Origin of the sequence: Escherichia sp. WS33 (assembly GCF_046486385.1) — a bacterium.
GTDB lineage: Bacteria > Pseudomonadota > Gammaproteobacteria > Enterobacterales > Enterobacteriaceae > ECMA0423.
On sequence record NZ_JBJQLJ010000033.1, the window covers coordinates 1 to 20940 of the forward strand.

16 protein-coding genes and 1 pseudogene are annotated in these 20940 nt (G+C 53.4%); 9 read left to right on the plus strand and 8 right to left on the minus strand.

Annotated elements, in window-relative coordinates; genetic code table 11:
* Positions 1 to 251: 251 nt before the first annotated feature.
* The 3 genes and pseudogenes from ACJHXA_RS20625 to metJ form a co-directional block, all read right to left on the minus strand.
* Positions 252 to 944: pseudogene (locus ACJHXA_RS20625) on the minus strand (IS1 family transposase).
* A gap of 144 nt (positions 945 to 1088) precedes the next feature.
* Positions 1089 to 1697 carry a YiiX family permuted papain-like enzyme gene (locus ACJHXA_RS20630; RefSeq protein WP_000797350.1) on the minus strand — a complete coding sequence of 203 codons (609 nt, stop codon included), beginning with the start codon at positions 1695 to 1697 and terminating at the stop codon, positions 1089 to 1091.
* Positions 1698 to 1880: 183 nt separating this feature from the next.
* Positions 1881 to 2198, minus strand: coding sequence for a met regulon transcriptional regulator MetJ (metJ, locus tag ACJHXA_RS20635; protein WP_000852812.1), 318 nt, complete (start codon positions 2196 to 2198; stop codon positions 1881 to 1883).
* Between the two features lie 276 nt (positions 2199 to 2474).
* Here metJ and metB point away from each other — a divergent pair, with 276 nt between their 5' ends.
* Both metB and metL read left to right on the plus strand, forming a co-directional pair.
* Complete coding sequence (gene metB, locus ACJHXA_RS20640; RefSeq protein WP_115195310.1) at positions 2475 to 3635, plus strand: cystathionine gamma-synthase; 1161 nt, start codon at positions 2475 to 2477, stop codon at positions 3633 to 3635.
* Positions 3636 to 3637: 2 nt separating this feature from the next.
* Entirely contained in the window at positions 3638 to 6070 is a 2433-nt protein-coding gene (gene metL, locus ACJHXA_RS20645; protein WP_000110772.1) for a bifunctional aspartate kinase/homoserine dehydrogenase II, read from the plus strand.
* Between the two features lie 138 nt (positions 6071 to 6208).
* Here the strand turns inward: metL and ACJHXA_RS20650 are convergent, their stop codons facing one another.
* Positions 6209 to 6343 (minus strand): hypothetical protein, encoded by a 135-nt coding sequence (locus tag ACJHXA_RS20650; RefSeq protein ID WP_000660586.1) that lies wholly within the window; start codon positions 6341 to 6343, stop codon positions 6209 to 6211.
* Between the two features lie 75 nt (positions 6344 to 6418).
* On the opposite strand from ACJHXA_RS20650, the gene metF reads away from it, so the two are divergent.
* The 3 genes from metF (at position 6419) to yijE (ending at position 10817) form a co-directional block, all read left to right on the plus strand.
* Complete coding sequence (gene metF, locus ACJHXA_RS20655; protein ID WP_000007523.1) at positions 6419 to 7309, plus strand: methylenetetrahydrofolate reductase; 891 nt, start codon at positions 6419 to 6421, stop codon at positions 7307 to 7309.
* Positions 7310 to 7637: 328 nt separating this feature from the next.
* Positions 7638 to 9818, plus strand: a complete 2181-nt coding sequence (gene katG / locus ACJHXA_RS20660; protein ID WP_001297636.1) for a catalase/peroxidase HPI — start codon at positions 7638 to 7640, stop codon at positions 9816 to 9818.
* A 93-nt stretch (positions 9819 to 9911) separates the two neighbouring features.
* Positions 9912 to 10817 carry a cystine transporter YijE gene (gene yijE, locus ACJHXA_RS20665; protein ID WP_001341951.1) on the plus strand — a complete coding sequence of 302 codons (906 nt, stop codon included), beginning with the start codon at positions 9912 to 9914 and terminating at the stop codon, positions 10815 to 10817.
* Between the two features lie 26 nt (positions 10818 to 10843).
* Here the strand turns inward: yijE and ACJHXA_RS20670 are convergent, their stop codons facing one another.
* The 4 genes from ACJHXA_RS20670 to ptsP all read right to left on the minus strand — a co-directional run bounded on the left by ACJHXA_RS20670 (position 10844) and on the right by ptsP (position 16025).
* Entirely contained in the window at positions 10844 to 11461 is a 618-nt protein-coding gene (locus ACJHXA_RS20670; protein ID WP_000647882.1) for a DUF1287 domain-containing protein, read from the minus strand.
* 274 nt (positions 11462 to 11735) lie between these two features.
* Positions 11736 to 12839, minus strand: coding sequence for a bifunctional L-1,2-propanediol dehydrogenase/glycerol dehydrogenase (gldA, locus tag ACJHXA_RS20675; RefSeq protein WP_000374004.1), 1104 nt, complete (start codon positions 12837 to 12839; stop codon positions 11736 to 11738).
* A 10-nt stretch (positions 12840 to 12849) separates the two neighbouring features.
* Positions 12850 to 13512, minus strand: a complete 663-nt coding sequence (gene fsa / locus ACJHXA_RS20680) for a fructose-6-phosphate aldolase (RefSeq protein ID WP_000424845.1) — start codon at positions 13510 to 13512, stop codon at positions 12850 to 12852.
* 11 nt (positions 13513 to 13523) lie between these two features.
* On the minus strand, positions 13524 to 16025 hold the full coding sequence (gene ptsP, locus ACJHXA_RS20685; RefSeq protein ID WP_001174083.1) for a phosphoenolpyruvate--protein phosphotransferase: 2502 nt from the start codon (positions 16023 to 16025) through the stop codon (positions 13524 to 13526).
* 308 nt (positions 16026 to 16333) lie between these two features.
* Here ptsP and ACJHXA_RS20690 point away from each other — a divergent pair, with 308 nt between their 5' ends.
* From ACJHXA_RS20690 to ACJHXA_RS20705, 4 genes are read left to right on the plus strand one after another with little or no spacing between them, the layout of a single operon-like run.
* Positions 16334 to 17413, plus strand: a complete 1080-nt coding sequence (locus tag ACJHXA_RS20690; protein ID WP_001004446.1) for a PTS fructose transporter subunit EIIC — start codon at positions 16334 to 16336, stop codon at positions 17411 to 17413.
* A gap of 14 nt (positions 17414 to 17427) precedes the next feature.
* The gene (locus tag ACJHXA_RS20695) at positions 17428 to 17748 is read left to right on the plus strand and encodes a PTS fructose-like transporter subunit IIB (protein WP_000161265.1); all 321 of its coding nucleotides are present in this window, start codon (positions 17428 to 17430) and stop codon (positions 17746 to 17748) included.
* Positions 17749 to 17798: 50 nt separating this feature from the next.
* A complete protein-coding gene (locus tag ACJHXA_RS20700; RefSeq protein WP_000184827.1) occupies positions 17799 to 20096 on the plus strand; it encodes a formate C-acetyltransferase in 2298 nt (765 codons plus the stop codon).
* Positions 20062 to 20940, plus strand: coding sequence for a [formate-C-acetyltransferase]-activating enzyme (locus ACJHXA_RS20705; RefSeq protein WP_103262123.1), 879 nt, complete (start codon positions 20062 to 20064; stop codon positions 20938 to 20940). Before ACJHXA_RS20700 ends, ACJHXA_RS20705 begins: the two co-directional genes overlap by 35 nt.

Sequence of the window (20940 nt, forward strand, 5' to 3'; positions counted from 1 at the left end):
CGAGCATTATAACGAATGGCACCCGCATAGTGCACTGGGTTATCGCTCGCCACGGGAATATCTGCGGCAGCAGGCCAGTAATGGGTTAAGTGATAACAGGTGTCTGGAAATATAGGGGCAAATCCAAATATGATGTAAAATATAATATATGTCATTTGAGAAAAAAGAGCAGAATGAGGTAAAAATCTTTGGCTGTGTATTCAGTCTGGTAATCATCCAAGGAAAGCTTATCAGAAGGGTGATGACTCCAATTAGTAGAACATATATTTTCGATAAAAGCACCGATGACTTTTTCATGAAGTTCTACAGAACGCGAGAAACAGATGGTTCTGCGGGCCAGACGTTTGATTCGGGTTCTCAGGGTCAGATTGTTACGCTCAATGTGCTGAGTAAAAATCTTACCAGTCAGATGCTTCTCCTTCGGTAACTCTCTAGCGTAACTACCCCATTCGTCAGTGGTCAACATGCCGATGGTAAAAGGGTAAGCAGCGCCCGCAATTCACGACAGGTTTCGTCAGTCCGGGGGCCAAAAGTGTAGGCCAGAACACCACCAGTTTTCGTGTTGTACACGTACCAGAGCCAGTGCTGTCGCGCTTTACTGCCGACAAAGCTCCATTGCTGACTAAGTTTGCAGATGAGTGCCACATCAGCATGAGCGACCGGGGATGACGTTATTCTTCGTGGCGAGAGTTTTTTAAAGTTCGGATGACTGTATTAATGCCGATTTTCAGCGTACGGGCAGTATCGCGAACCCCGGCACCGTTGAAAGTCATTTCAGCGATTTGGTCTTTAACTCCCGGTTTACGGGGCTCGTAACAGTAACTGAGCTGAAATACCCGGTGACAGTCACGGCCGCGGAATCGATCATGTCTTTTTGGGTTCTGCCCGTGACGGTAAACCTGAACGGACTGGCAACGGGGGCAATGAAGGTTAACTGTGACCATGAAACAACCTTAAAAGCGAGTATTATATCCTTAATTCAACTAATTGGAGGCATCACCGTTTACCGGAGCGACAGCTTGCGGAAAGGTCGTGCAACTACAAAGCAACAAACAGACTACGGCGGGAATTATTTTTTTCATCATCCATTACCACGAAAACAGCGGCCACTCTTTGGCAACCGTGGTGAGTTGTGGCGCGTCGAAAACGGCTTGTGGTGAAACTACCGTTTCCTCAAGCGGAATATTTTTACCGTAGCGTTCTTTGAGCTTCGCCTGGACCAGCGGGTTGCTGAGATCAAACTCTTTCAACTTCTGCTGTTCGCCCACGCGCATTCCCAGCGCGTTCTGGTAAACCTTCCACACCACTTCCGAACAGTACTGGCGATCGTCGCTCCATGAGAAGCTGAAATCATACGGTTTACCGAGATAACGTTTTGCCGTTTGCGCCAGTTTTTGCTGTTGTTCAACACTCAGTCCGCCTTCAACGCGGCGAACGACGTATTTGCCCTTTTCACCATGGGCAATCCACTGCTTGAGCGGGGTGTATTTCACCGGGCCGACCGCTTCAAAAACGTAGGGCTTTTTGTTACGCATCACCAGCATACCGGTGTGGCTGTAATCGGAATGGGTTGCCAGTTGGATCGCTTTACTTTGCGATGAGCGAGAGATTTGAAAGATGATGTCGCCAGTTTGCGGCTGCCAGGCAAAGGCAGGTACAGAAACCAGCAGGCTGAGGATCAGCAGCCTGTTTTTCATAGTTAAACGTCCATGTATAAAAAGCGGTGGGTCGCAGACAACGTGCTCGTTGTTTATGCCGGATGCGGCGTGAACGCCTTATCCGGCCTACAAGTTCGTGCAAATTCAATAAATTGCAATATGACGTAGGCCTGATAAGCGTAGCGCATCAGGCGGTTCCACTCCGCGCCGCTCTTTTCCGCTTTAGTATTCCCACGTCTCCGGGTTAATCCCCATCTCACGCATGATCTCTTTTGCCGCTTCCGGGATTTCGTCGCTGCGCTCTTTACGCAGATCGGCATCATCCGGCAAAGGTTGCCCGGTAAAGGCATGCAGAAACGCTTCGCACAGCAGCTCGCTGTTGGTAGCGTGACGCAGGTTGTTCACCTGACGACGCGTGCGTTCATCGGTGAGGATTTTTAACACCTTAAGAGGAATGGAAACCGTAATCTTTTTGACTTGTTCACTCTTCTTGCCGTGCTCAGCGTATGGGCTGATATATTCGCCGCTCCATTCAGCCATGAGATACTTAATCCTCTTCGTCAATAAATTGAGACCAGACCACACAGTTAATGTGGGCACTGGCCGTAAACCCGCATAGTTTACCGTACAGGCGCTACCGTTACATCGGGTAATCCACCTGTTGGCGTGATAATGCATATAATTTTAACGGCTATTTGGGATTTGCTCAATCTATACGCAAAGAAGTTTAGATGTCCAGATGTATTGACGTCCATTACCACAATGTTTACTCTGGTGCCTGACATTTCACCAATAAAGCCCAGGGAACATCATCACATGACGCGTAAACAGGCCACCATCGCAGTGCGTAGCGGGTTAAATGACGACGAACAGTATGGTTGCGTTGTCCCACCCATCCATCTTTCCAGTACCTATAACTTTACCGGATTTAATGAACCGCGCGCGCATGATTACTCGCGTCGTGGCAACCCAACGCGCGATGTGGTTCAGCGAGCACTGGCAGAACTGGAAGGCGGTGCTGGTGCAGTACTTACTAATACCGGCATGTCCGCGATTCACCTGGTAACGACCGTCTTTTTGAAACCTGGCGATCTGCTGGTAGCGCCGCACGACTGCTACGGCGGTAGCTATCGCCTGTTCGACAGCCTGGCGAAACGTGGTTGCTATCGCGTGTTGTTTGTTGATCAAGGCGATGAACAGGCATTACGGGCAGCGCTGGCAGAAAAACCCAAACTGGTACTGGTAGAAAGCCCAAGTAATCCATTGTTACGCGTCGTGGATATTGCGAAAATCTGCCATCTGGCAAGGGAAGTCGGGGCGGTGAGCGTGGTGGATAACACCTTCTTAAGCCCGGCATTACAAAATCCGCTGGCATTAGGTGCCGATCTGGTGTTGCATTCATGCACGAAATATCTGAACGGTCACTCAGACGTGGTGGCCGGCGTGGTGATTGCTAAAGACCCGGACGTTGTCACTGAACTTGCCTGGTGGGCAAACAATATTGGCGTGACGGGCGGCGCGTTTGACAGCTATCTGCTGCTACGCGGGTTGCGAACGCTGGTGCCGCGCATGGAGTTGGCCCAGCGTAACGCGCAGGCGATTGTGAAATATCTGCAAACCCAGCCGTTGGTGAAAAAACTGTATCACCCGTCGCTGCCGGAAAATCAGGGGCATGAAATTGCCGCGCGTCAGCAAAAAGGCTTTGGCGCAATGTTGAGTTTTGAACTGGATGGCGATGAGCAGATGCTGCGTCGTTTCCTGGGCGGGCTGTCGTTGTTTACGCTGGCGGAATCATTAGGGGGAGTGGAAAGTTTAATCTCTCACGCCGCAACCATGACACATGCAGGCATGGCACCAGAAGCGCGTGCTGCCGCCGGGATTTCCGAGACGCTGCTGCGTATCTCCACCGGTATTGAAGATGGCGAAGATTTAATTGCCGACCTGGAAAATGGCTTCCGGGCTGCAAACAAGGGGTAAAAATGAGTGTGATTGCGCAGGCAGGGGCGAAAGGTCGTCAGCTGCATAAATTTGGTGGCAGTAGTCTGGCTGATGTGAAGTGTTATTTGCGTGTCGCGGGCATTATGGCGGAGTACTCTCAGCCTGACGATATGATGGTGGTTTCCGCCGCCGGTAGCACCACTAACCAGTTGATTAACTGGTTGAAACTAAGCCAGACCGATCGTCTCTCTGCGCATCAGGTTCAACAAACGCTGCGTCGCTATCAGTGCGATCTGATTAGCGGTCTGCTACCCGCTGAAGAAGCCGATAGCCTCATTAGCGCTTTTGTCAGCGACCTTGAGCGCCTGGCGGCGCTGCTCGACAGCGGTATTAACGACGCAGTGTATGCGGAAGTGGTGGGGCACGGTGAAGTGTGGTCGGCACGCCTGATGTCTGCGGTACTTAATCAACAAGGGCTGCCAGCGGCCTGGCTTGATGCCCGCGAGTTTTTACGCGCTGAACGCGCCGCACAACCGCAGGTTGATGAAGGGCTTTCTTACCCGTTGCTGCAACAGCTGCTGGTGCAACATCCGGGCAAACGTCTGGTGGTGACCGGATTTATCAGCCGCAACAACGCCGGTGAAACGGTGCTGCTGGGGCGTAACGGTTCCGACTATTCCGCGACACAAATCGGTGCGCTGGCGGGTGTTTCTCGCGTAACCATCTGGAGCGACGTCGCCGGGGTATACAGTGCCGACCCGCGTAAAGTGAAAGATGCCTGCCTGCTGCCGTTGCTGCGTCTGGATGAGGCCAGCGAACTGGCGCGCCTGGCGGCTCCCGTTCTTCACGCCCGTACTTTACAGCCGGTTTCTGGCAGCGAAATCGACCTGCAACTGCGCTGTAGCTACACGCCGGATCAAGGTTCCACGCGCATTGAACGCGTGCTGGCCTCCGGTACTGGTGCGCGTATTGTCACCAGCCACGATGATGTCTGTTTGATTGAGTTTCAGGTGCCCGCCAGTCAGGATTTCAAACTGGCGCATAAAGAGATCGACCAAATCCTGAAACGCGCGCAGGTACGCCCGCTGGCGGTTGGCGTACATAACGATCGCCAGTTGCTGCAATTTTGCTACACCTCAGAAGTGGCCGACAGTGCGCTGAAAATCCTCGACGAAGCGGGATTACCTGGCGAACTGCGCCTGCGTCAGGGGCTGGCGCTGGTGGCGATGGTCGGTGCAGGCGTCACCCGTAACCCGCTGCATTGCCACCGCTTCTGGCAGCAACTGAAAGGCCAGCCGGTCGAATTTACCTGGCAGTCCGATGACGGCATCAGCCTGGTGGCAGTACTGCGCACCGGCCCGACCGAAAGCCTGATTCAGGGGCTGCATCAGTCCGTCTTCCGCGCAGAAAAACGCATCGGCCTGGTATTGTTCGGTAAGGGCAATATCGGTTCCCGTTGGCTGGAACTGTTCGCCCGTGAGCAGAGCACGCTTTCGGCACGTACCGGCTTTGAGTTTGTGCTGGCAGGTGTGGTGGACAGCCGCCGCAGCCTGTTGAGCTATGACGGGCTGGACGCCAGCCGCGCGTTAGCCTTCTTCAACGATGAAGCGGTTGAGCAGGATGAAGAGTCGTTGTTCCTGTGGATGCGCGCCCATCCGTATGATGATTTAGTGGTGCTGGACGTTACCGCCAGCCAGCAGCTTGCTGATCAGTATCTTGATTTCGCCAGCCACGGTTTCCACGTTATCAGCGCCAACAAACTGGCGGGAGCCAGCGACAGCAATAAATATCGCCAGATCCACGACGCCTTCGAAAAAACCGGGCGTCACTGGCTGTACAATGCCACCGTCGGTGCGGGCTTGCCGATCAACCACACCGTGCGCGATCTGATCGACAGCGGCGATACTATTTTGTCGATCAGCGGGATCTTCTCCGGCACGCTCTCCTGGCTATTCCTGCAATTCGACGGTAGCGTGCCGTTTACCGAGCTGGTGGATCAGGCGTGGCAGCAGGGCTTAACCGAGCCTGATCCGCGTGACGACCTCTCCGGCAAAGACGTAATGCGCAAGCTGGTAATTCTGGCGCGTGAAGCGGGTTACAACATTGAACCGGACCAGGTACGTGTGGAATCGCTGGTGCCTGCTCATTGCGAAGGCGGCAGCATCGACCATTTCTTTGAAAATGGCGATGAACTTAACGAGCAGATGGTGCAACGGCTGGAAGCGGCCCGCGAAATGGGGCTGGTGCTGCGCTACGTGGCGCGTTTCGATGCCAACGGCAAAGCGCGTGTGGGCGTGGAGGCGGTGCGTGAAGACCATCCGCTGGCATCACTGCTGCCGTGCGATAACGTCTTTGCCATCGAAAGCCGCTGGTATCGCGACAACCCGCTGGTGATCCGTGGGCCTGGCGCGGGGCGCGACGTCACCGCCGGGGCGATTCAGTCGGATATCAACCGGCTGGCACAGTTGTTGTAATTTCAGAAATTTAATAATGCCCGGTACTCATGTTTTCGGGTTTATGGTTTCTAATGAAATATATTGAATTATCATAGGATTAGGCCGGATTAAGCGTTTACGACGAATCCGGCAAGAAGCAATAAGTACATGGTTAGTTTATATTTGCAGTCCGGTTTGCTTTGCATACCGGATTTTCTTTTTCTTACCATCCTGAAGTTTTTTCATCTTCCCTGATTTTTCCTCACCATCATTGGTCATTTTTCGGTTGACGCCCTTCGGCTTTTCCTTCATCTTTACATCTGGACGTCTAAACGGATAGATGTGCACAACACAACATATAACTACAAGCGATTGATGAGGTAAGGTATGAGCTTTTTTCACGCCAGCCAGCGGGATGCCCTGAATCAGAGCCTGGCAGAAGTCCAGGGGCAAATTAACGTTTCGTTCGAGTTTTTCCCGCCGCGTACCAGTGAAATGGAGCAGACCCTGTGGAACTCCATCGATCGCCTTAGCAGCCTGAAACCGAAGTTTGTATCGGTGACCTATGGCGCGAACTCCGGCGAGCGCGACCGTACGCACAGCATTATTAAAGGCATTAAAGATCGCACTGGTCTGGAAGCGGCACCGCATCTTACTTGCATTGATGCGACGCCCGACGAGCTGCGCACCATTGCACGCGACTACTGGAATAACGGTATTCGTCATATCGTGGCGCTGCGTGGCGATCTGCCGCCGGGAAGTGGTAAGCCGGAAATGTATGCTTCTGACCTGGTGACGCTGTTAAAAGAAGTGGCAGATTTCGATATCTCCGTGGCGGCGTATCCGGAGGTTCACCCGGAAGCAAAAAGCGCTCAGGCGGATTTGCTCAACCTGAAACGCAAAGTCGATGCCGGAGCCAACCGCGCGATTACTCAGTTCTTCTTTGATGTCGAAAGCTACCTGCGTTTTCGTGACCGCTGCGTATCGGCGGGTATTGATGTGGAAATTATTCCGGGAATTTTGCCGGTCTCGAACTTTAAACAAGCGAAGAAATTTGCCGATATGACCAACGTGCGTATTCCGGCGTGGATGGCACAAATGTTTGACGGGCTGGACGACGATGCCGAAACCCGCAAACTGGTGGGAGCGAATATTGCCATGGATATGGTGAAGATTTTAAGCCGTGAAGGAGTGAAAGATTTCCACTTCTATACGCTTAACCGCGCTGAAATGAGTTACGCGATTTGCCATACGCTGGGTGTTCGACCTGGTTTATAAATAGTGTGGCTTTTGTGAAAATCACACAGTGATCACAAATTTTAAACAGAGCACAAAATGCTGCCTCGAAATGAGGGCGGGAAAATAAGGTTATCAGCCTTGTTTTCTCCCTCATTACTTGAAGGATATGAACCTAAAACCCTTTTTTATAAAGCATTTGTCCGAATTCGGACATAATCAAAAAAGCTTAATTACGATCAATTTGATCTACATCTCTTTAACCAACAATATGTAAGATCTCAACTATCGCATCCGTGGATTAATTCAATTATAACTTCTCTCTAACGCTGTGTATCGTAACGGTAACACTGTAGAGGGGAGCACATTGATGAGCACGTCAGACGATATTCATAACACCACAGCCACTGGCAAATGCCCGTTCCATCAGGGCGGTCACGACCAGAGCGCGGGGGCGGGCACAACCACTCGCGACTGGTGGCCAAATCAACTCCGTGTTGACCTGTTAAACCAACATTCTAATCGTTCTAACCCACTGGGTGAGGACTTTGACTACCGCAAAGAATTCAGCAAATTAGATTACTACGGCCTGAAAAAAGATCTGAAAGCCCTGCTGACAGAATCTCAGCCGTGGTGGCCTGCCGACTGGGGCAGTTACGCCGGTCTGTTTATTCGTATGGCCTGGCACGGCGCGGGTACTTACCGTTCAATCGATGGACGCGGCGGCGCGGGTCGTGGTCAGCAACGTTTTGCACCGCTGAACTCTTGGCCGGATAACGTAAGCCTCGATAAAGCGCGTCGCCTGTTGTGGCCAATCAAACAGAAATATGGTCAGAAAATCTCCTGGGCCGACCTGTTTATCCTCGCAGGTAACGTGGCGCTGGAAAACTCCGGCTTCCGTACCTTCGGTTTTGGTGCCGGTCGTGAAGACGTCTGGGAACCGGATCTGGATGTTAACTGGGGTGATGAAAAAGCCTGGCTGACTCACCGTCATCCGGAAGCGCTGGCGAAAGCACCGCTGGGTGCAACCGAGATGGGCCTGATTTACGTTAACCCGGAAGGCCCGGACCACAGCGGCGAACCGCTTTCTGCGGCAGCAGCTATCCGCGCGACCTTCGGCAACATGGGCATGAACGACGAAGAAACCGTGGCGCTGATTGCGGGTGGTCATACGCTGGGTAAAACCCACGGTGCCGGTCCGACATCAAATGTAGGTCCTGATCCAGAAGCTGCACCGATTGAAGAACAAGGTTTAGGCTGGGCGAGCACTTACGGCAGCGGCGTTGGCGCAGATGCCATTACCTCTGGTCTGGAAGTTGTCTGGACCCAGACGCCGACCCAGTGGAGCAACTATTTCTTCGAGAACCTGTTCAAATATGAGTGGGTACAGACCCGCAGTCCGGCTGGCGCAATCCAGTTCGAAGCGGTAGACGCACCGGAAATTATCCCGGATCCGTTCGATCCGTCGAAGAAACGTAAACCGACGATGCTGGTGACCGACCTGACGCTGCGTTTTGATCCTGAGTTCGAGAAGATCTCTCGTCGTTTCCTCAACGATCCGCAGGCGTTCAACGAAGCCTTTGCCCGTGCCTGGTTCAAACTGACGCACAGGGATATGGGGCCGAAATCTCGTTACATCGGACCGGAAGTACCGAAAGAAGATCTGATCTGGCAAGATCCGCTGCCGCAGCCGATCTACAACCCGACCGAGCAGGACATTATCGATCTGAAATTCGCGATTGCGGATTCTGGTCTGTCTGTTAGTGAGCTGGTATCGGTGGCCTGGGCATCTGCTTCTACCTTCCGTGGTGGCGACAAACGCGGTGGTGCCAACGGTGCGCGTCTGGCATTAATGCCGCAGCGCGACTGGGATGTGAACGCCGCAGCCGTTCGTGCTCTGCCTGTTCTGGAGAAAATCCAGAAAGAGTCTGGTAAAGCCTCGCTGGCGGATATCATCGTGCTGGCTGGTGTGGTTGGTGTTGAGAAAGCCGCAAGCGCCGCAGGTTTGAGCATTCATGTACCGTTTGCGCCGGGTCGCGTTGATGCGCGTCAGGATCAGACTGACATTGAGATGTTTGAGCTGCTGGAGCCAATTGCTGACGGTTTCCGTAACTATCGCGCTCGTCTGGACGTTTCCACCACCGAGTCACTGCTGATCGACAAAGCACAGCAACTGACGCTGACCGCGCCGGAAATGACTGCGCTGGTGGGCGGGATGCGTGTACTGGGTGCCAACTTCGATGGCAGCAAAAACGGCGTCTTCACTGACCGCGTTGGCGTATTGAGCAATGACTTCTTCGTGAACTTGCTGGATATGCGTTACGAGTGGAAAGCGACCGACGAATCGAAAGAGCTGTTTGAAGGCCGTGACCGCGAAACCGGCGAAGTGAAATACACTGCCAGCCGTGCGGATCTGGTATTTGGTTCTAACTCTGTCCTGCGTGCGGTGGCTGAAGTTTACGCCAGCAGCGATGCTCACGAGAAGTTTGTTAAAGACTTCGTGGCGGCATGGGTGAAAGTGATGAACCTCGACCGTTTCGACCTGCTGTAATCTGACCTTCTTCAGCGACTGCCTTTCAGGCAGTCGCTGAAGTTTCTTTACCGGCGTATAGTGTCCACAGGAAAACTACACACTGGATCTCTCATGTCTGTCGCAGGAAAGAGCAACCCACTGGCAATCAGTGGCCTGGTTGTGCTCACACTTATCTGGAGTTATAGCTGGATTTTCATGAAGCAAGTCACCAGCTACATCGGTGCCTTCGACTTTACCGCCTTACGCTGCATTTTCGGCGCTCTCGTTTTATTCATCGTCCTTTTATTACGTGGTCGCGGAATGCGCCCGACACCGTTTAAATACACCTTAGCCATTGCCCTGTTACAAACCTGCGGGATGGTTGGCCTGGCGCAGTGGGCGCTGGTCAGCGGCGGAGCGGGGAAGGTGGCGATCCTAAGCTATACCATGCCGTTCTGGGTGGTGATTTTCGCCGCGTTGTTTCTCGGTGAACGCCTGCGACGTGGGCAATATTTCGCGATACTGATTGCCGCTTTCGGCTTATTTTTGGTGTTGCAGCCGTGGCAACTCGATTTCTCTTCGATGAAAAGTGCCATGCTGGCAATCCTCTCCGGCGTCAGTTGGGGGGCGAGCGCGATTGTTGCTAAACGTCTGTATGCCCGTCATCCGCGCGTGGATTTATTGTCGTTAACATCCTGGCAGATGCTCTATGCGGCGCTGGTGATGAGTGTGGTCGCTTTACTGGTGCCGCAACGTGAAATTGACTGGCAGCCCACCGTGTTCTGGGCGCTGGCCTACAGTGCGATTCTGGCGACGGCGCTGGCGTGGAGCTTATGGTTGTTTGTATTGAAAAACTTGCCTGCCAGTATTGCCAGCTTAAGCACGCTGGCCGTTCCCGTTTGCGGCGTACTCTTTTCCTGGTGGCTGCTCGGTGAGAATCCGGGGGCCGTTGAAGGTAGCGGTATTGTGCTGATTGTGCTGGCACTGGCGCTGGTGAGCCGTAAGAAAAAAGAAGCTGTCAGTGTAAAAAGCATCTGAATTTTTTCTTCATGTGGGGCGATCGCTTATTTAACAAAATAACGATAATGCCCCACCATCCGCCAGCTAAACAGCACATCTTCTTCCTGCGCGCCTGCGCCAATGTTATGTATCACCAGCGGCGTACCGTCGCGGGCGAAGCCATCTGACACCACCCCAATATGTGCCAGTCCGTTATCCAGTCGCCAGGAGACAATATCGCCCGCTTGATAGTCACTGGGGTTCTTGCTGATGGGGCGTGTTTTATCGTGGCGGGTAAACCAGGTTTCCAGATTAGGCACCCGACGGTGATCGATGTTGCTGTCCGGGCGCTTTAACTGCCATTTTTGCGGGTACTCGGCAAAATTCTTCGCCATATCTTCGTGCACCAGTTTCTGCAAATCGACCTTCTGGCTGCGCAATGCACGGATCACCACATCGGAACATACCCCGCGTTCTTGCGGGACATCACCGCCAGGATAGGTAAGCTGCATATACGCCGGATCGTAAAATAGCGTGCTGCCGATTTGCTGTCTGGCACCGTCTGCGATGGCAAGGTTGGTATTGGCCTGGATTTGTACCACGGTTGGTGGAACGGCGGGAGATTTTAAGGAGTGGCTGGTAAATGCCGTTAGCAGGCTGAGCAGCGCCAGTGAAGCTTTCATCTGGTTCGTCCGTGAAAATAAGAGTCACAGATTCGACCTTCCGGGCTAACGATTGTTCTGTGGAGAAAATGTCCAGAAGCGGATAAAAAACTCCTGAACAACGTGGGAGTTTCAGATTACTGGCACAGAGTGCCGGATGCGGAGTGAACGCCTTATCCGGCCTACAAAAGCACGCATATTCAATATATTGCAGAGATTTCGTAGGCTTGATAAACGTAGCGCATCAGGCAATTTTGCGTTCAAACTCCCGGACAAGCCGGGAGTTTGGAGTAGGTTATTCCCACTCTTGCAGGAAACGCTGACCGTACTGGTCGGCTACCAGCAGAGCGGCGTAAACCTGATCTGGCGTCGCGCCGCCAGGCATGTTGTGAATGGTTTCACCTTCTGCACATGCCGCTTCTGCCACAATTCGCATTTTCGCCGGGACATCTTCTTTAATATCCAGTTGAGCGAGAGTTATTGGCAAACCTACCGCATGGCTAAGTGCAGCTACGGTTTCGATTTCCTCAACCGGTGCGTTTTCCAGAACCAGCTGCGTCAGCGTACCAAATGCCACTTTTTCACCGTGATAATAGTGATGCGCGTCCGGGATAGCGGTCAGGCCGTTATGCACCGCGTGAGCCGCCGCCAGCCCGCCGCTTTCAAAACCAACGCCGCTCAAATAGGTGTTCGCTTCAATCACGCGCTCCAGCGCCGGGGTTACTACATGCTGTTCGGCGGCAAGCATCGCTTTTTCGCCTTCTTCCAGCAGGGTGTTGTAGCACAGTTCAGCCAGTGCCAGCGCCGCCTGGGTGCACTTGCCGCCCGCCATGGTGGTCGCGCCGCTACGAGAGCAAGCACGCGCTTCAAACCAGGTTGCCAGCGCATCGCCGATACCCGCTGCTAACAGACGTGCAGGTGCGCCCGCGACGATTTTGGTGTCGACAATGACCATATTCGGGTTATTTGGCAACAGCAGATAGCGGTCAAACTCACCCTCATCGGTGTAGATAACAGACAATGCGCTGCACGGTGCATCGGTAGAGGCGATAGTCGGTGCGATCGCTACCGGAACACCCATGAAATGTGCCAGTGCTTTGGCAGTATCGAGGGTTTTTCCGCCACCGATACCGAGAATTGCGCCACACTGCGCAGTCTCCGCGATGCCACGCAGACGGTCGATCTCATTTTGCGAACATTCACCGCCAAACGGCGCAATTTCTACTACCAGTCCAGCATCTTTAAAGCTTTTCTCGACAGTGGATTGAGCAAAACCTAAAACAAATTTGTCACCCACCACTAACCAGCGTTCTGCCAGCGGCTTCAGGTATTCGCCCAGACGATTAATCACATCAGCGCCCTGGATGTATTTACCCGGTGATTGAATAATGCGGTCCATAATTGCTCCTTTAGAGATGAGTAGTGCCAAATGCGGCATTCCAGTCGTGTTCGAACTTCTCTATAGCTGACTCTACCGCAGGGGTGTTGAGCATTTGTTGCGCTACATCTAAGGGCAGGGTGATGGATTCACATCCTGCCAGTAAACAGTCCAGCGCCTGACGCGGCGTTTTAAAGCTGGCCGCCAGCACCATGCTTTCTGGTGCGTGCATTTCTAACAGCGCTTGCAGCTCCTGAACCGTACGAATGCCGTCCCCGCCCTGGGCATCTACGCGGTTAACATACGGAGCAACGTATTTTGCCCCTGCCAGCGCGGCCAGTAACCCTTGTGCAGCACTGTACACTGCGGTGCCAAGCGTAGTAATACCCTCTTTTTTCAGCATCTTAATGGCGGCCAGACCTTCGGAAGTCACCGGGATTTTCACCACAATGCCCGGAATGGCGTCGCGCAGGCGCTTCGCTTCTTCCACCATACCCTGCGCGTCACGACTCATAGTCTGAGCAAACAGAATGCCCTCATCACCAATCGCTTTTTGCAGACGCGGCAGAACTTCCCATATGGACTCCTTGCTGGCAGCGATAATGCTCGGGTTAGTTGTCACCCCGGCAATGGGGAATATGCGTGCCAGACGTTCGACTTCTGCGACGTTAGCGGTGTCCAGATACAGTTCCATGATGTTTCCTTTTACAGTTCCAGTTCATGTTGCAGCAGGCTGGCGATAGCGTCGGCAGAGGCGGCGTTAACCAGCGCGTTACGGAATTCTTCGTGCATGATGCGGCGAGCGAGGCGCGAGAAAATGCGCATGTGCTGATCGCCCGCAGCGTGTTTGTTCAGGGTTAACATAATGATGAATTGCGCTTCATCATCGCCCCAGCGCACCGGCGCTTGCAGACGCGCCACGCTGATGGTGGATTGCTCAATGTGTTCTGATTTGCTGTGTGGAATGGCAAAACTAAAGCCCAGACCGGTAGAGAAAACGGCCTCGCGCGCCCATAAGTCGGCTTCCAGTTTACGCGGATAGCGGCAGCGGCCCGCCAGCAGCAGGTTATCGGTCATGCCTTTGAGCACTTCTTCTTTGCTGCGCCAGTCACTTTCCAGCGTGATGCACTCGGCGGTGACCAGCGGTGCGTCCTGTTGGGTCATGCGGAATTGCGCCAGCAGGTGTTCCACTTCCAGCGAAGTACGGCAGGCCATTGCCTGGTTGAGCAACTTGCGGCACTCACGGCTATCAAGTTGCGCCATCCGCGCTTTCGCCGCCGGAATTGATGGTGCGCTCATGCTGAGTTCATCCAGCCCTAAGCCGACCAGCAACGGCAGCACGGAACCTTTCGCTCCCAGCTCACCGCACAGACCAATCCATTTGCCCTGGCGATGCACCGCCTGCACGGCGTAATCGAGCGCCCGCAAGAATGCCGGATTCAGGCTGTTGTAGTGACGAGTAACCTTAGCGTTATCGCGATCCACTGCCAGCAGATATTGCGTCAGGTCATTACTACCAATACTAAAGAAATCAATCTCTTCGCAGCATTGATCGATGATGAACATCACCGACGGTACTTCCAGCATAATGCCAAGCTGGATCTTCTCATCAAACGGAATGTGTTCGTTACGCAGTTGCTGTTTGGCTTCCGCCAGTTTTTCTTTCACCCATAAGATCTCTTCCATTGAGGAGATCATCGGGATCATGATTTTCAGGCTGCCGTGAGCGGAGGCGCGCAGGATCGACCGTAGTTGTGTGGTGAACAGCGAGGCGTATTCTTCATAAATACGCACAGCGCGATAACCGAGGAACGGGTTAGCTTCTGCCGGAATGTTCAGATAATCAACGGGTTTGTCGCCGCCAATGTCCATAGTGCGCACAATAATGCTGCGTCCGTTGGCAGACTCCAGCGCCTGACAAAAAATGTTGTACAGCTCGCTTTCGCCCGGTGCACTGGTGCGATCCATATAGAGCATTTCAGTGCGGAACAAACCAACGCCTTCCGCACCATTGCCGAATGCGGCCTGCGCTTCCACGGAGTGAGCGATGTTAGCGGCAATTTCAATGCGGATACCGTCAGCGGTACGGGCTTGTTGGGTCAGCCAGACACGCTGTTGCTCACGCAGGGCGTCCTGTACGCGGGCTTCTTGCTGATAATAACGAGCTACGGCTTCTCCTGGCTCAACCACAATCGCCCCAGCGTTGCCGTCGATATAAATCGTTTGATGCTGCCACGGAGTAAGGGCATCAATATCTACACCAACCAGTGTCGGAATGTTGAACGAACGGGCAAGAATTACGGTATGTGAGGTGGTGCCGCCACTTTTCAGTAACAGACCTTTGAGGTGATTTTTATCCAGTTCGAGGAACTGGCTGGGAGTCAGTTCATCAGCCATACAAATGGCGGGCTGCGTCAGTTTGCCCGGTGCCGGGAAGCGTTGCTCACCGTAGATTTGCTGGAGTAACTGGAAGCAGACGTCGCGTACGTCCAGGGCACGTTCTTGCAGGTAGCTGCTGCTGGAACGGGCGAACTCTTCGCAAAAGTGATTCGCACTGGTGACAATCGCTTCGGCGCAGCTTAATCCGGCGCTGACGCCTGCCAGTAAATGTTCGCGCAGGGAAGTATCGCCAGCCAGGGATCGGTGCGCTTCCAGAATCGCGCTGGTGGCACCGTCGCTATCCAGCAGACGAAACTCAATGTTTTTCAGTACCAGCGTCAGGCCGTTTTCCAGTGCGGATTGCTCGGCGTCAACGCCTTTGGCTGCGGGAAGATTACCCAGCGCATTGAGATCTAAAGAAGAGATCGGCGTCAGAATGCCGCCTGCACTACCGCTGCACACGGTGCGGGCGCGGATAATTTGCGGATTCAGATTGGTCAGTGAAACCGGCAGTGGTTCCAGTTCGTCAGATTTAACTTCCGCCAGCGGCGCATCGCAGTGGGGGAATTCATCGCGCAGCCATTGGCTTAAACGCTGGTGCGCTTCCTGTTCGTCGGCCCCGGAAATCAGTAACTGGCAGTTATCGCCCGCCAGCGTATCGGTGCCAATCAGCGCAAGGGCGCTTTTGGCGTTGCCCTTGCGGTCAGTGCGCAGGTTATGCCACTCAATTTGTGATGAAAAAGTATTACACAGCGTTTCAACGTGGCTTGCCGGACGTGCATGTACGCCGTTAGGTAGCTCACAAATAAATTCCACAATCAGGGCCATTGCCTCTCTCCCGGTACGGTTTTCTGTTTACAGGATAAGAGCGCACGGCAACGGCCTGCCATGTGACAAATCTGCCAAAAGCTGGACAAATGTAATGTAACCGTCAATTTGCGACGCGTCTCACAAGACGCTGTTTTGCGGCATGCTTCCGGTTTATCGCAAGTTATGAGGCGGATCGCATTTTTGTACTGATATTACAAAAGTCCAGTAAATGGCCTTTTTATCCACTGTTTGCTCCGCCTGCGATTGCCTATTGTTTCCTCCATCAAAAATATGGACATGGGCTTTCGCAAGCCCGGGAGCAGCTTATGAATGAGTTGGTGCAGATCCTGAAAAATACCCGTCAGCATTTAATGACGGGCGTTTCACACATGATTCCCTTCGTGGTATCGGGCGGTATTTTGCTGGCGGTTTCCGTCATGTTGTATGGCAAAGGCGCAGTGCCGGATGCCGTAGCCGATCCGAATCTGAAAAAACTGTTTGATATCGGCGTTGCAGGTTTGACGCTGATGGTGCCTTTCCTCGCCGCTTACATCGGTTACTCCATTGCAGAGCGTTCTGCGCTGGCTCCGTGCGCTATCGGTGCCTGGGTTGGTAACAGCTTTGGTGCGGGCTTCTTTGGTGCACTGATCGCCGGGATTATCGGCGGCATCGTGGTGCATTACCTGAAGAAAATTCCGGTGCATAAAGTTCTGCGCTCGGTGATGCCTATCTTCATTATTCCTATCGTCGGCACACTGATTACCGCAGGCATCATGATGTGGGGCTTGGGCGAGCCTGTAGGGGCGTTGACCAACAGCCTGACTCAGTGGCTTCAGGGGATGCAGCAGGGCAGCATTGTTATGCTGGCGGTGATCATGGGTCTGATGCTGGCGTTCGATATGGGCGGTCCGGTTAACAAAGTGGCCTATGCCTTCATGCTGATTTGCGTTGCTCAGGGTGTTTATACCGTGGTGGCCATCGCTGCCGTGGGTATTTGTATCCCGCCGCTGGGGATGGGGCTGGCGACGCTGATTGGTCGTAAAAATTTCTCCGCAGAAGAGCGCGAAACCGGCAAAGCGGCACTGGTGATGGGCTGTGTTGGCGTTACTGAAGGGGCGATTCCTTTCGCCGCTGCCGATCCGCTGCGTGTCATTCCTTCCATCATGGTCGGTTCAGTTTGTGGTGCAGTAACTGCGGCGCTGGTCGGTGCGCAGTGCTATGCAGGCTGGGGTGGTCTGATTGTGCTGCCGGTGGTTGAAGGCAAGCTGGGTTATATCGCAGCAGTGGCTGTCGGAGCAGTGGTGACGGCTGTTTGTGTGAACGTGCTGAAAAGTCTGGCGCGTAAAAATGGGTCTTCGACTGATGAAAAAGAAGACGACCTGGATTTGGATTTTGAAATTAATTAATTGAGGAACGAGCCATGACGAAAATTATTGCAGTAACCGCATGTCCTTCAGGTGTTGCCCATACCTATATGGCAGCAGAGGCGCTGGAAAGTGCCGCGAAAGCGAAAGGCTGGGAAGTGAAAGTAGAAACCCAGGGGTCAATTGGTCTGGAAAATGAACTGACTGCGGAAGATGTGGCGAGCGCTGATATGGTGATTCTGACCAAAGATATCGGCATCAAGTTTGAAGAGCGTTTTGCTGGCAAGACCATCGTGCGCGTCAACATCAGCGATGCAGTAAAACGTGCTGACGCCATTATGAGCAAAATTGAAGCTCACCTGGCGCAAACCGCTTAAGTTCTTCTCCCGCTCGCAAGGGCGGGTTCGCTTTCCCACAGGAGTTCCTCATGACGAATCGTATCTCTCGCCTCAAAACTGCACTGTTTGCCAATACCCGTGAAATCTCGCTGGAGCGGGCGCTGCTTTATACCGCCAGCCATCGGCAAACCGAAGGCGAACCGGTGATATTGCGCCGGGCGAAAGCAACAGCGTATATCCTTGAACATGTTGAAATTTCGATTCGTGATGAAGAACTGATTGCCGGTAACCGCACCGTAAAACCGCGCGCTGGGATTATGTCGCCGGAAATGGACCCTTACTGGCTGCTGAAAGAGCTGGATCAATTCCCGACGCGTCCGCAGGACCGCTTTGCTATCAGTGAAGAAGATAAACGTATCTACCGTGAAGAGTTGTTCCCGTACTGGGAAAAACGTTCGATGAAAGATTTCATCAACGGGCAGATGACAGATGAAGTAAAAGCCGCGACCAGCACGCAGATTTTCAGCATCAACCAGACAGATAAAGGCCAGGGGCACATTATTATTGATTACCCACGCCTGCTGAATCACGGGCTGGGGGAGCTGGTGGCGCAGATGCAGCAACATTGTCAGCAACAGCCGGAGAATCACTTTTATCAGGCCGCGCTGTTACTGCTGGAAGCCTCGCAGAAACACATTCTGCGTTACGCTGAACTGGCGGAAACAATGGCGGCAAACTGCACAGATGCCCAGCGTCGCGAAGAACTGCTGACTATTGCGGAGATCTCCCGCCATAACGCCGAACATAAGCCGCAGACGTTCTGGCAGGCGTGCCAGTTATTCTGGTACATGAACATCATTCTGCAATACGAATCCAACGCCAGTTCGCTATCGTTGGGGCGCTTCGACCAGTATATGTTGCCGTTCTATCAGGCATCTTTAACCCAGGGCGAAGATCCGGCGTTCCTGAAAGAACTACTCGAATCTTTATGGGTGAAATGCAACGACATCGTGCTGTTGCGCTCCACCAGTAGCGCGCGTTATTTCGCCGGTTTCCCGACCGGCTATACCGCACTGCTCGGCGGGTTAACCGAGAACGGACGTAGCGCGGTGAACGTGCTTTCGTTCCTTTGCCTTGACGCCTATCAAAGCGTGCAATTACCGCAACCGAACCTCGGCGTGCGCACTAACGCCTTGATCGACACGCCGTTCCTGATGAAAACCGCCGAAACCATTCGCCTCGGCACCGGTATTCCGCAAATCTTTAACGATGAAGTGGTGGTGCCAGCGTTCCTCAACCGTGGCGTTTCGCTGGAAGATGCGCGCGACTATTCCGTAGTGGGCTGTGTGGAATTATCTATTCCCGGCAGAACCTACGGCTTGCATGACATCGCGATGTTTAATCTGCTGAAAGTGATGGAAATCTGCCTGTATGAAAATGAAGGCAATGCTGAGCTGACTTATGAAGGTTTACTGGAGCAGATCCGCGCCAAGATCAGCCACTACATCACCCTGATGGTTGAGGGCAGCAATATTTGTGATATCGGCCATCGCGACTGGGCACCTGTACCGCTGCTCTCGTCTTTTATCAGCGATTGTCTGGAAAAAGGCCGCGATATTACCGATGGCGGCGCGCGTTATAACTTCTCCGGCGTACAGGGGATCGGTATCGCCAACCTGAGCGATTCTCTCCATGCGTTGAAAGGGATGGTTTTTGAGCAACAGCGTTTAAGTTTTGACGAATTGCTGTCGGTATTAAAAGCCAACTTTGCAACGCCAGAAGGCGAAAAAGTCCGTGCTCGCTTAATTAACCGCTTCGAGAAATACGGTAACGATATCGACGAGGTGGATAACATCAGCGCCGAACTGTTACGCCACTACTGCAAAGAAGTGGAAAAATACCAGAACCCGCGCGGCGGTTACTTCACGCCGGGATCGTATACCGTTTCTGCTCACGTCCCGTTGGGATCGGTGGTTGGCGCGACGCCAGACGGTCGTTTTGCCGGGGAACAACTGGCAGACGGCGGCTTGTCACCTATGCTGGGCCAGGACGCACAAGGGCCAACAGCGGTACTGAAGTCAGTCAGTAAGCTCGATAACACGCTGCTGTCTAACGGTACGTTGCTGAACGTGAAATTCACTCCGGCGACCCTGGAAGGTGAAGCGGGATTACGCAAACTGGCCGACTTCTTACGGGCGTTTACCCAGCTTAAGTTGCAGCATATTCAGTTTAACGTGGTGAACGCCGACACGTTGCGGGAAGCGCAACAGCGCCCACAAGATTATGCCGGGCTGGTGGTGCGCGTTGCCGGATACAGCGCCTTCTTTGTCGAACTGTCGAAGGAGATCCAGGATGACATCATCCGCCGGACAGCGCATCAGCTGTAACGTTGTGGAAACGCGCCGCGATGATGTGGCGCGCATTTTCAACATTCAGCGTTATTCACTGAATGACGGCGAGGGCATTCGTACGGTGGTCTTTTTTAAAGGCTGTCCGCATCTTTGCCCGTGGTGTGCTAATCCGGAGTCGATCTCCGGCAAAATCCAGACGGTACGCAGAGAGGTGAAATGTCTGCACTGTGCGAAATGTTTGCGTGATGCGGATGAATGCCCCTCCGGGGCGTTTGAACGGATTGGCCGCGATATCAGCCTTGACGCGCTGGAACGGGAAGTGATGAAAGATGACATTTTCTTTCGCACGTCCGGCGGCGGCGTCACGCTTTCTGGCGGCGAAGTGTTAATGCAGGCGGAGTTTGCTACCCGTTTTTTACAGCGGCTGCGGTTGTGGGGCGTGTCATGCGCCATTGAAACTGCCGGAGACGCGCCAGCCAGCAAGCTATTACCACTGGCGAAATTGTGCGATGAAGTGCTGTTCGATTTAAAAATTATGGACGCGACTCAGGCGCGGGATGTGGTGAAGATGAACCTGCCACGCGTGCTGGAGAATCTGCGTTTGCTGGTGAGTGAGGGTGTCAACGTGATCCCGCGTTTACCGTTGATCCCTGGTTTCACGCTCAGCCGGGAGAATATGCAGCAGGCGCTGGATGTACTGATCCCGCTGAAAATCAGGCAGATCCATCTGTTACCGTTTCATCAGTACGGCGAACCGAAATACCGCCTGCTGGGGAAAACATGGTCGATGAAAGAGGTGCCTGCGCCGTCGTCAGCCGATGTGACAACGATGCGCGAAATGGCAGAACGGGCCGGATTTCAGGTTACCGTGGGAGGTTAA

Excerpts from the sequence above, each read along its gene's own strand:
- ACJHXA_RS20630 (WP_000797350.1), bottom strand. The coding sequence starts at position 1,697 with ATGAAAAACAGGCTGCTGATCCTCAGCCTGCTGGTTTCTGTACCTGCC.
- metJ (WP_000852812.1), bottom strand. The coding sequence starts at position 2,198 with ATGGCTGAATGGAGCGGCGAATATATCAGCCCATACGCTGAGCACGGC.
- metB (WP_115195310.1), top strand. The coding sequence starts at position 2,475 with ATGACGCGTAAACAGGCCACCATCGCAGTGCGTAGCGGGTTAAATGAC.
- metL (WP_000110772.1), top strand. The coding sequence starts at position 3,638 with ATGAGTGTGATTGCGCAGGCAGGGGCGAAAGGTCGTCAGCTGCATAAA.
- ACJHXA_RS20650 (WP_000660586.1), bottom strand. The coding sequence starts at position 6,343 with ATGAAGGAAAAGCCGAAGGGCGTCAACCGAAAAATGACCAATGATGGT.
- metF (WP_000007523.1), top strand. The coding sequence starts at position 6,419 with ATGAGCTTTTTTCACGCCAGCCAGCGGGATGCCCTGAATCAGAGCCTG.
- katG (WP_001297636.1), top strand. The coding sequence starts at position 7,638 with ATGAGCACGTCAGACGATATTCATAACACCACAGCCACTGGCAAATGC.
- yijE (WP_001341951.1), top strand. The coding sequence starts at position 9,912 with ATGTCTGTCGCAGGAAAGAGCAACCCACTGGCAATCAGTGGCCTGGTT.
- ACJHXA_RS20670 (WP_000647882.1), bottom strand. The coding sequence starts at position 11,461 with ATGAAAGCTTCACTGGCGCTGCTCAGCCTGCTAACGGCATTTACCAGC.
- gldA (WP_000374004.1), bottom strand. The coding sequence starts at position 12,839 with ATGGACCGCATTATTCAATCACCGGGTAAATACATCCAGGGCGCTGAT.
- fsa (WP_000424845.1), bottom strand. The coding sequence starts at position 13,512 with ATGGAACTGTATCTGGACACCGCTAACGTCGCAGAAGTCGAACGTCTG.
- ptsP (WP_001174083.1), bottom strand. The coding sequence starts at position 16,025 with ATGGCCCTGATTGTGGAATTTATTTGTGAGCTACCTAACGGCGTACAT.
- ACJHXA_RS20690 (WP_001004446.1), top strand. The coding sequence starts at position 16,334 with ATGAATGAGTTGGTGCAGATCCTGAAAAATACCCGTCAGCATTTAATG.
- ACJHXA_RS20695 (WP_000161265.1), top strand. The coding sequence starts at position 17,428 with ATGACGAAAATTATTGCAGTAACCGCATGTCCTTCAGGTGTTGCCCAT.
- ACJHXA_RS20700 (WP_000184827.1), top strand. The coding sequence starts at position 17,799 with ATGACGAATCGTATCTCTCGCCTCAAAACTGCACTGTTTGCCAATACC.
- ACJHXA_RS20705 (WP_103262123.1), top strand. The coding sequence starts at position 20,062 with ATGACATCATCCGCCGGACAGCGCATCAGCTGTAACGTTGTGGAAACG.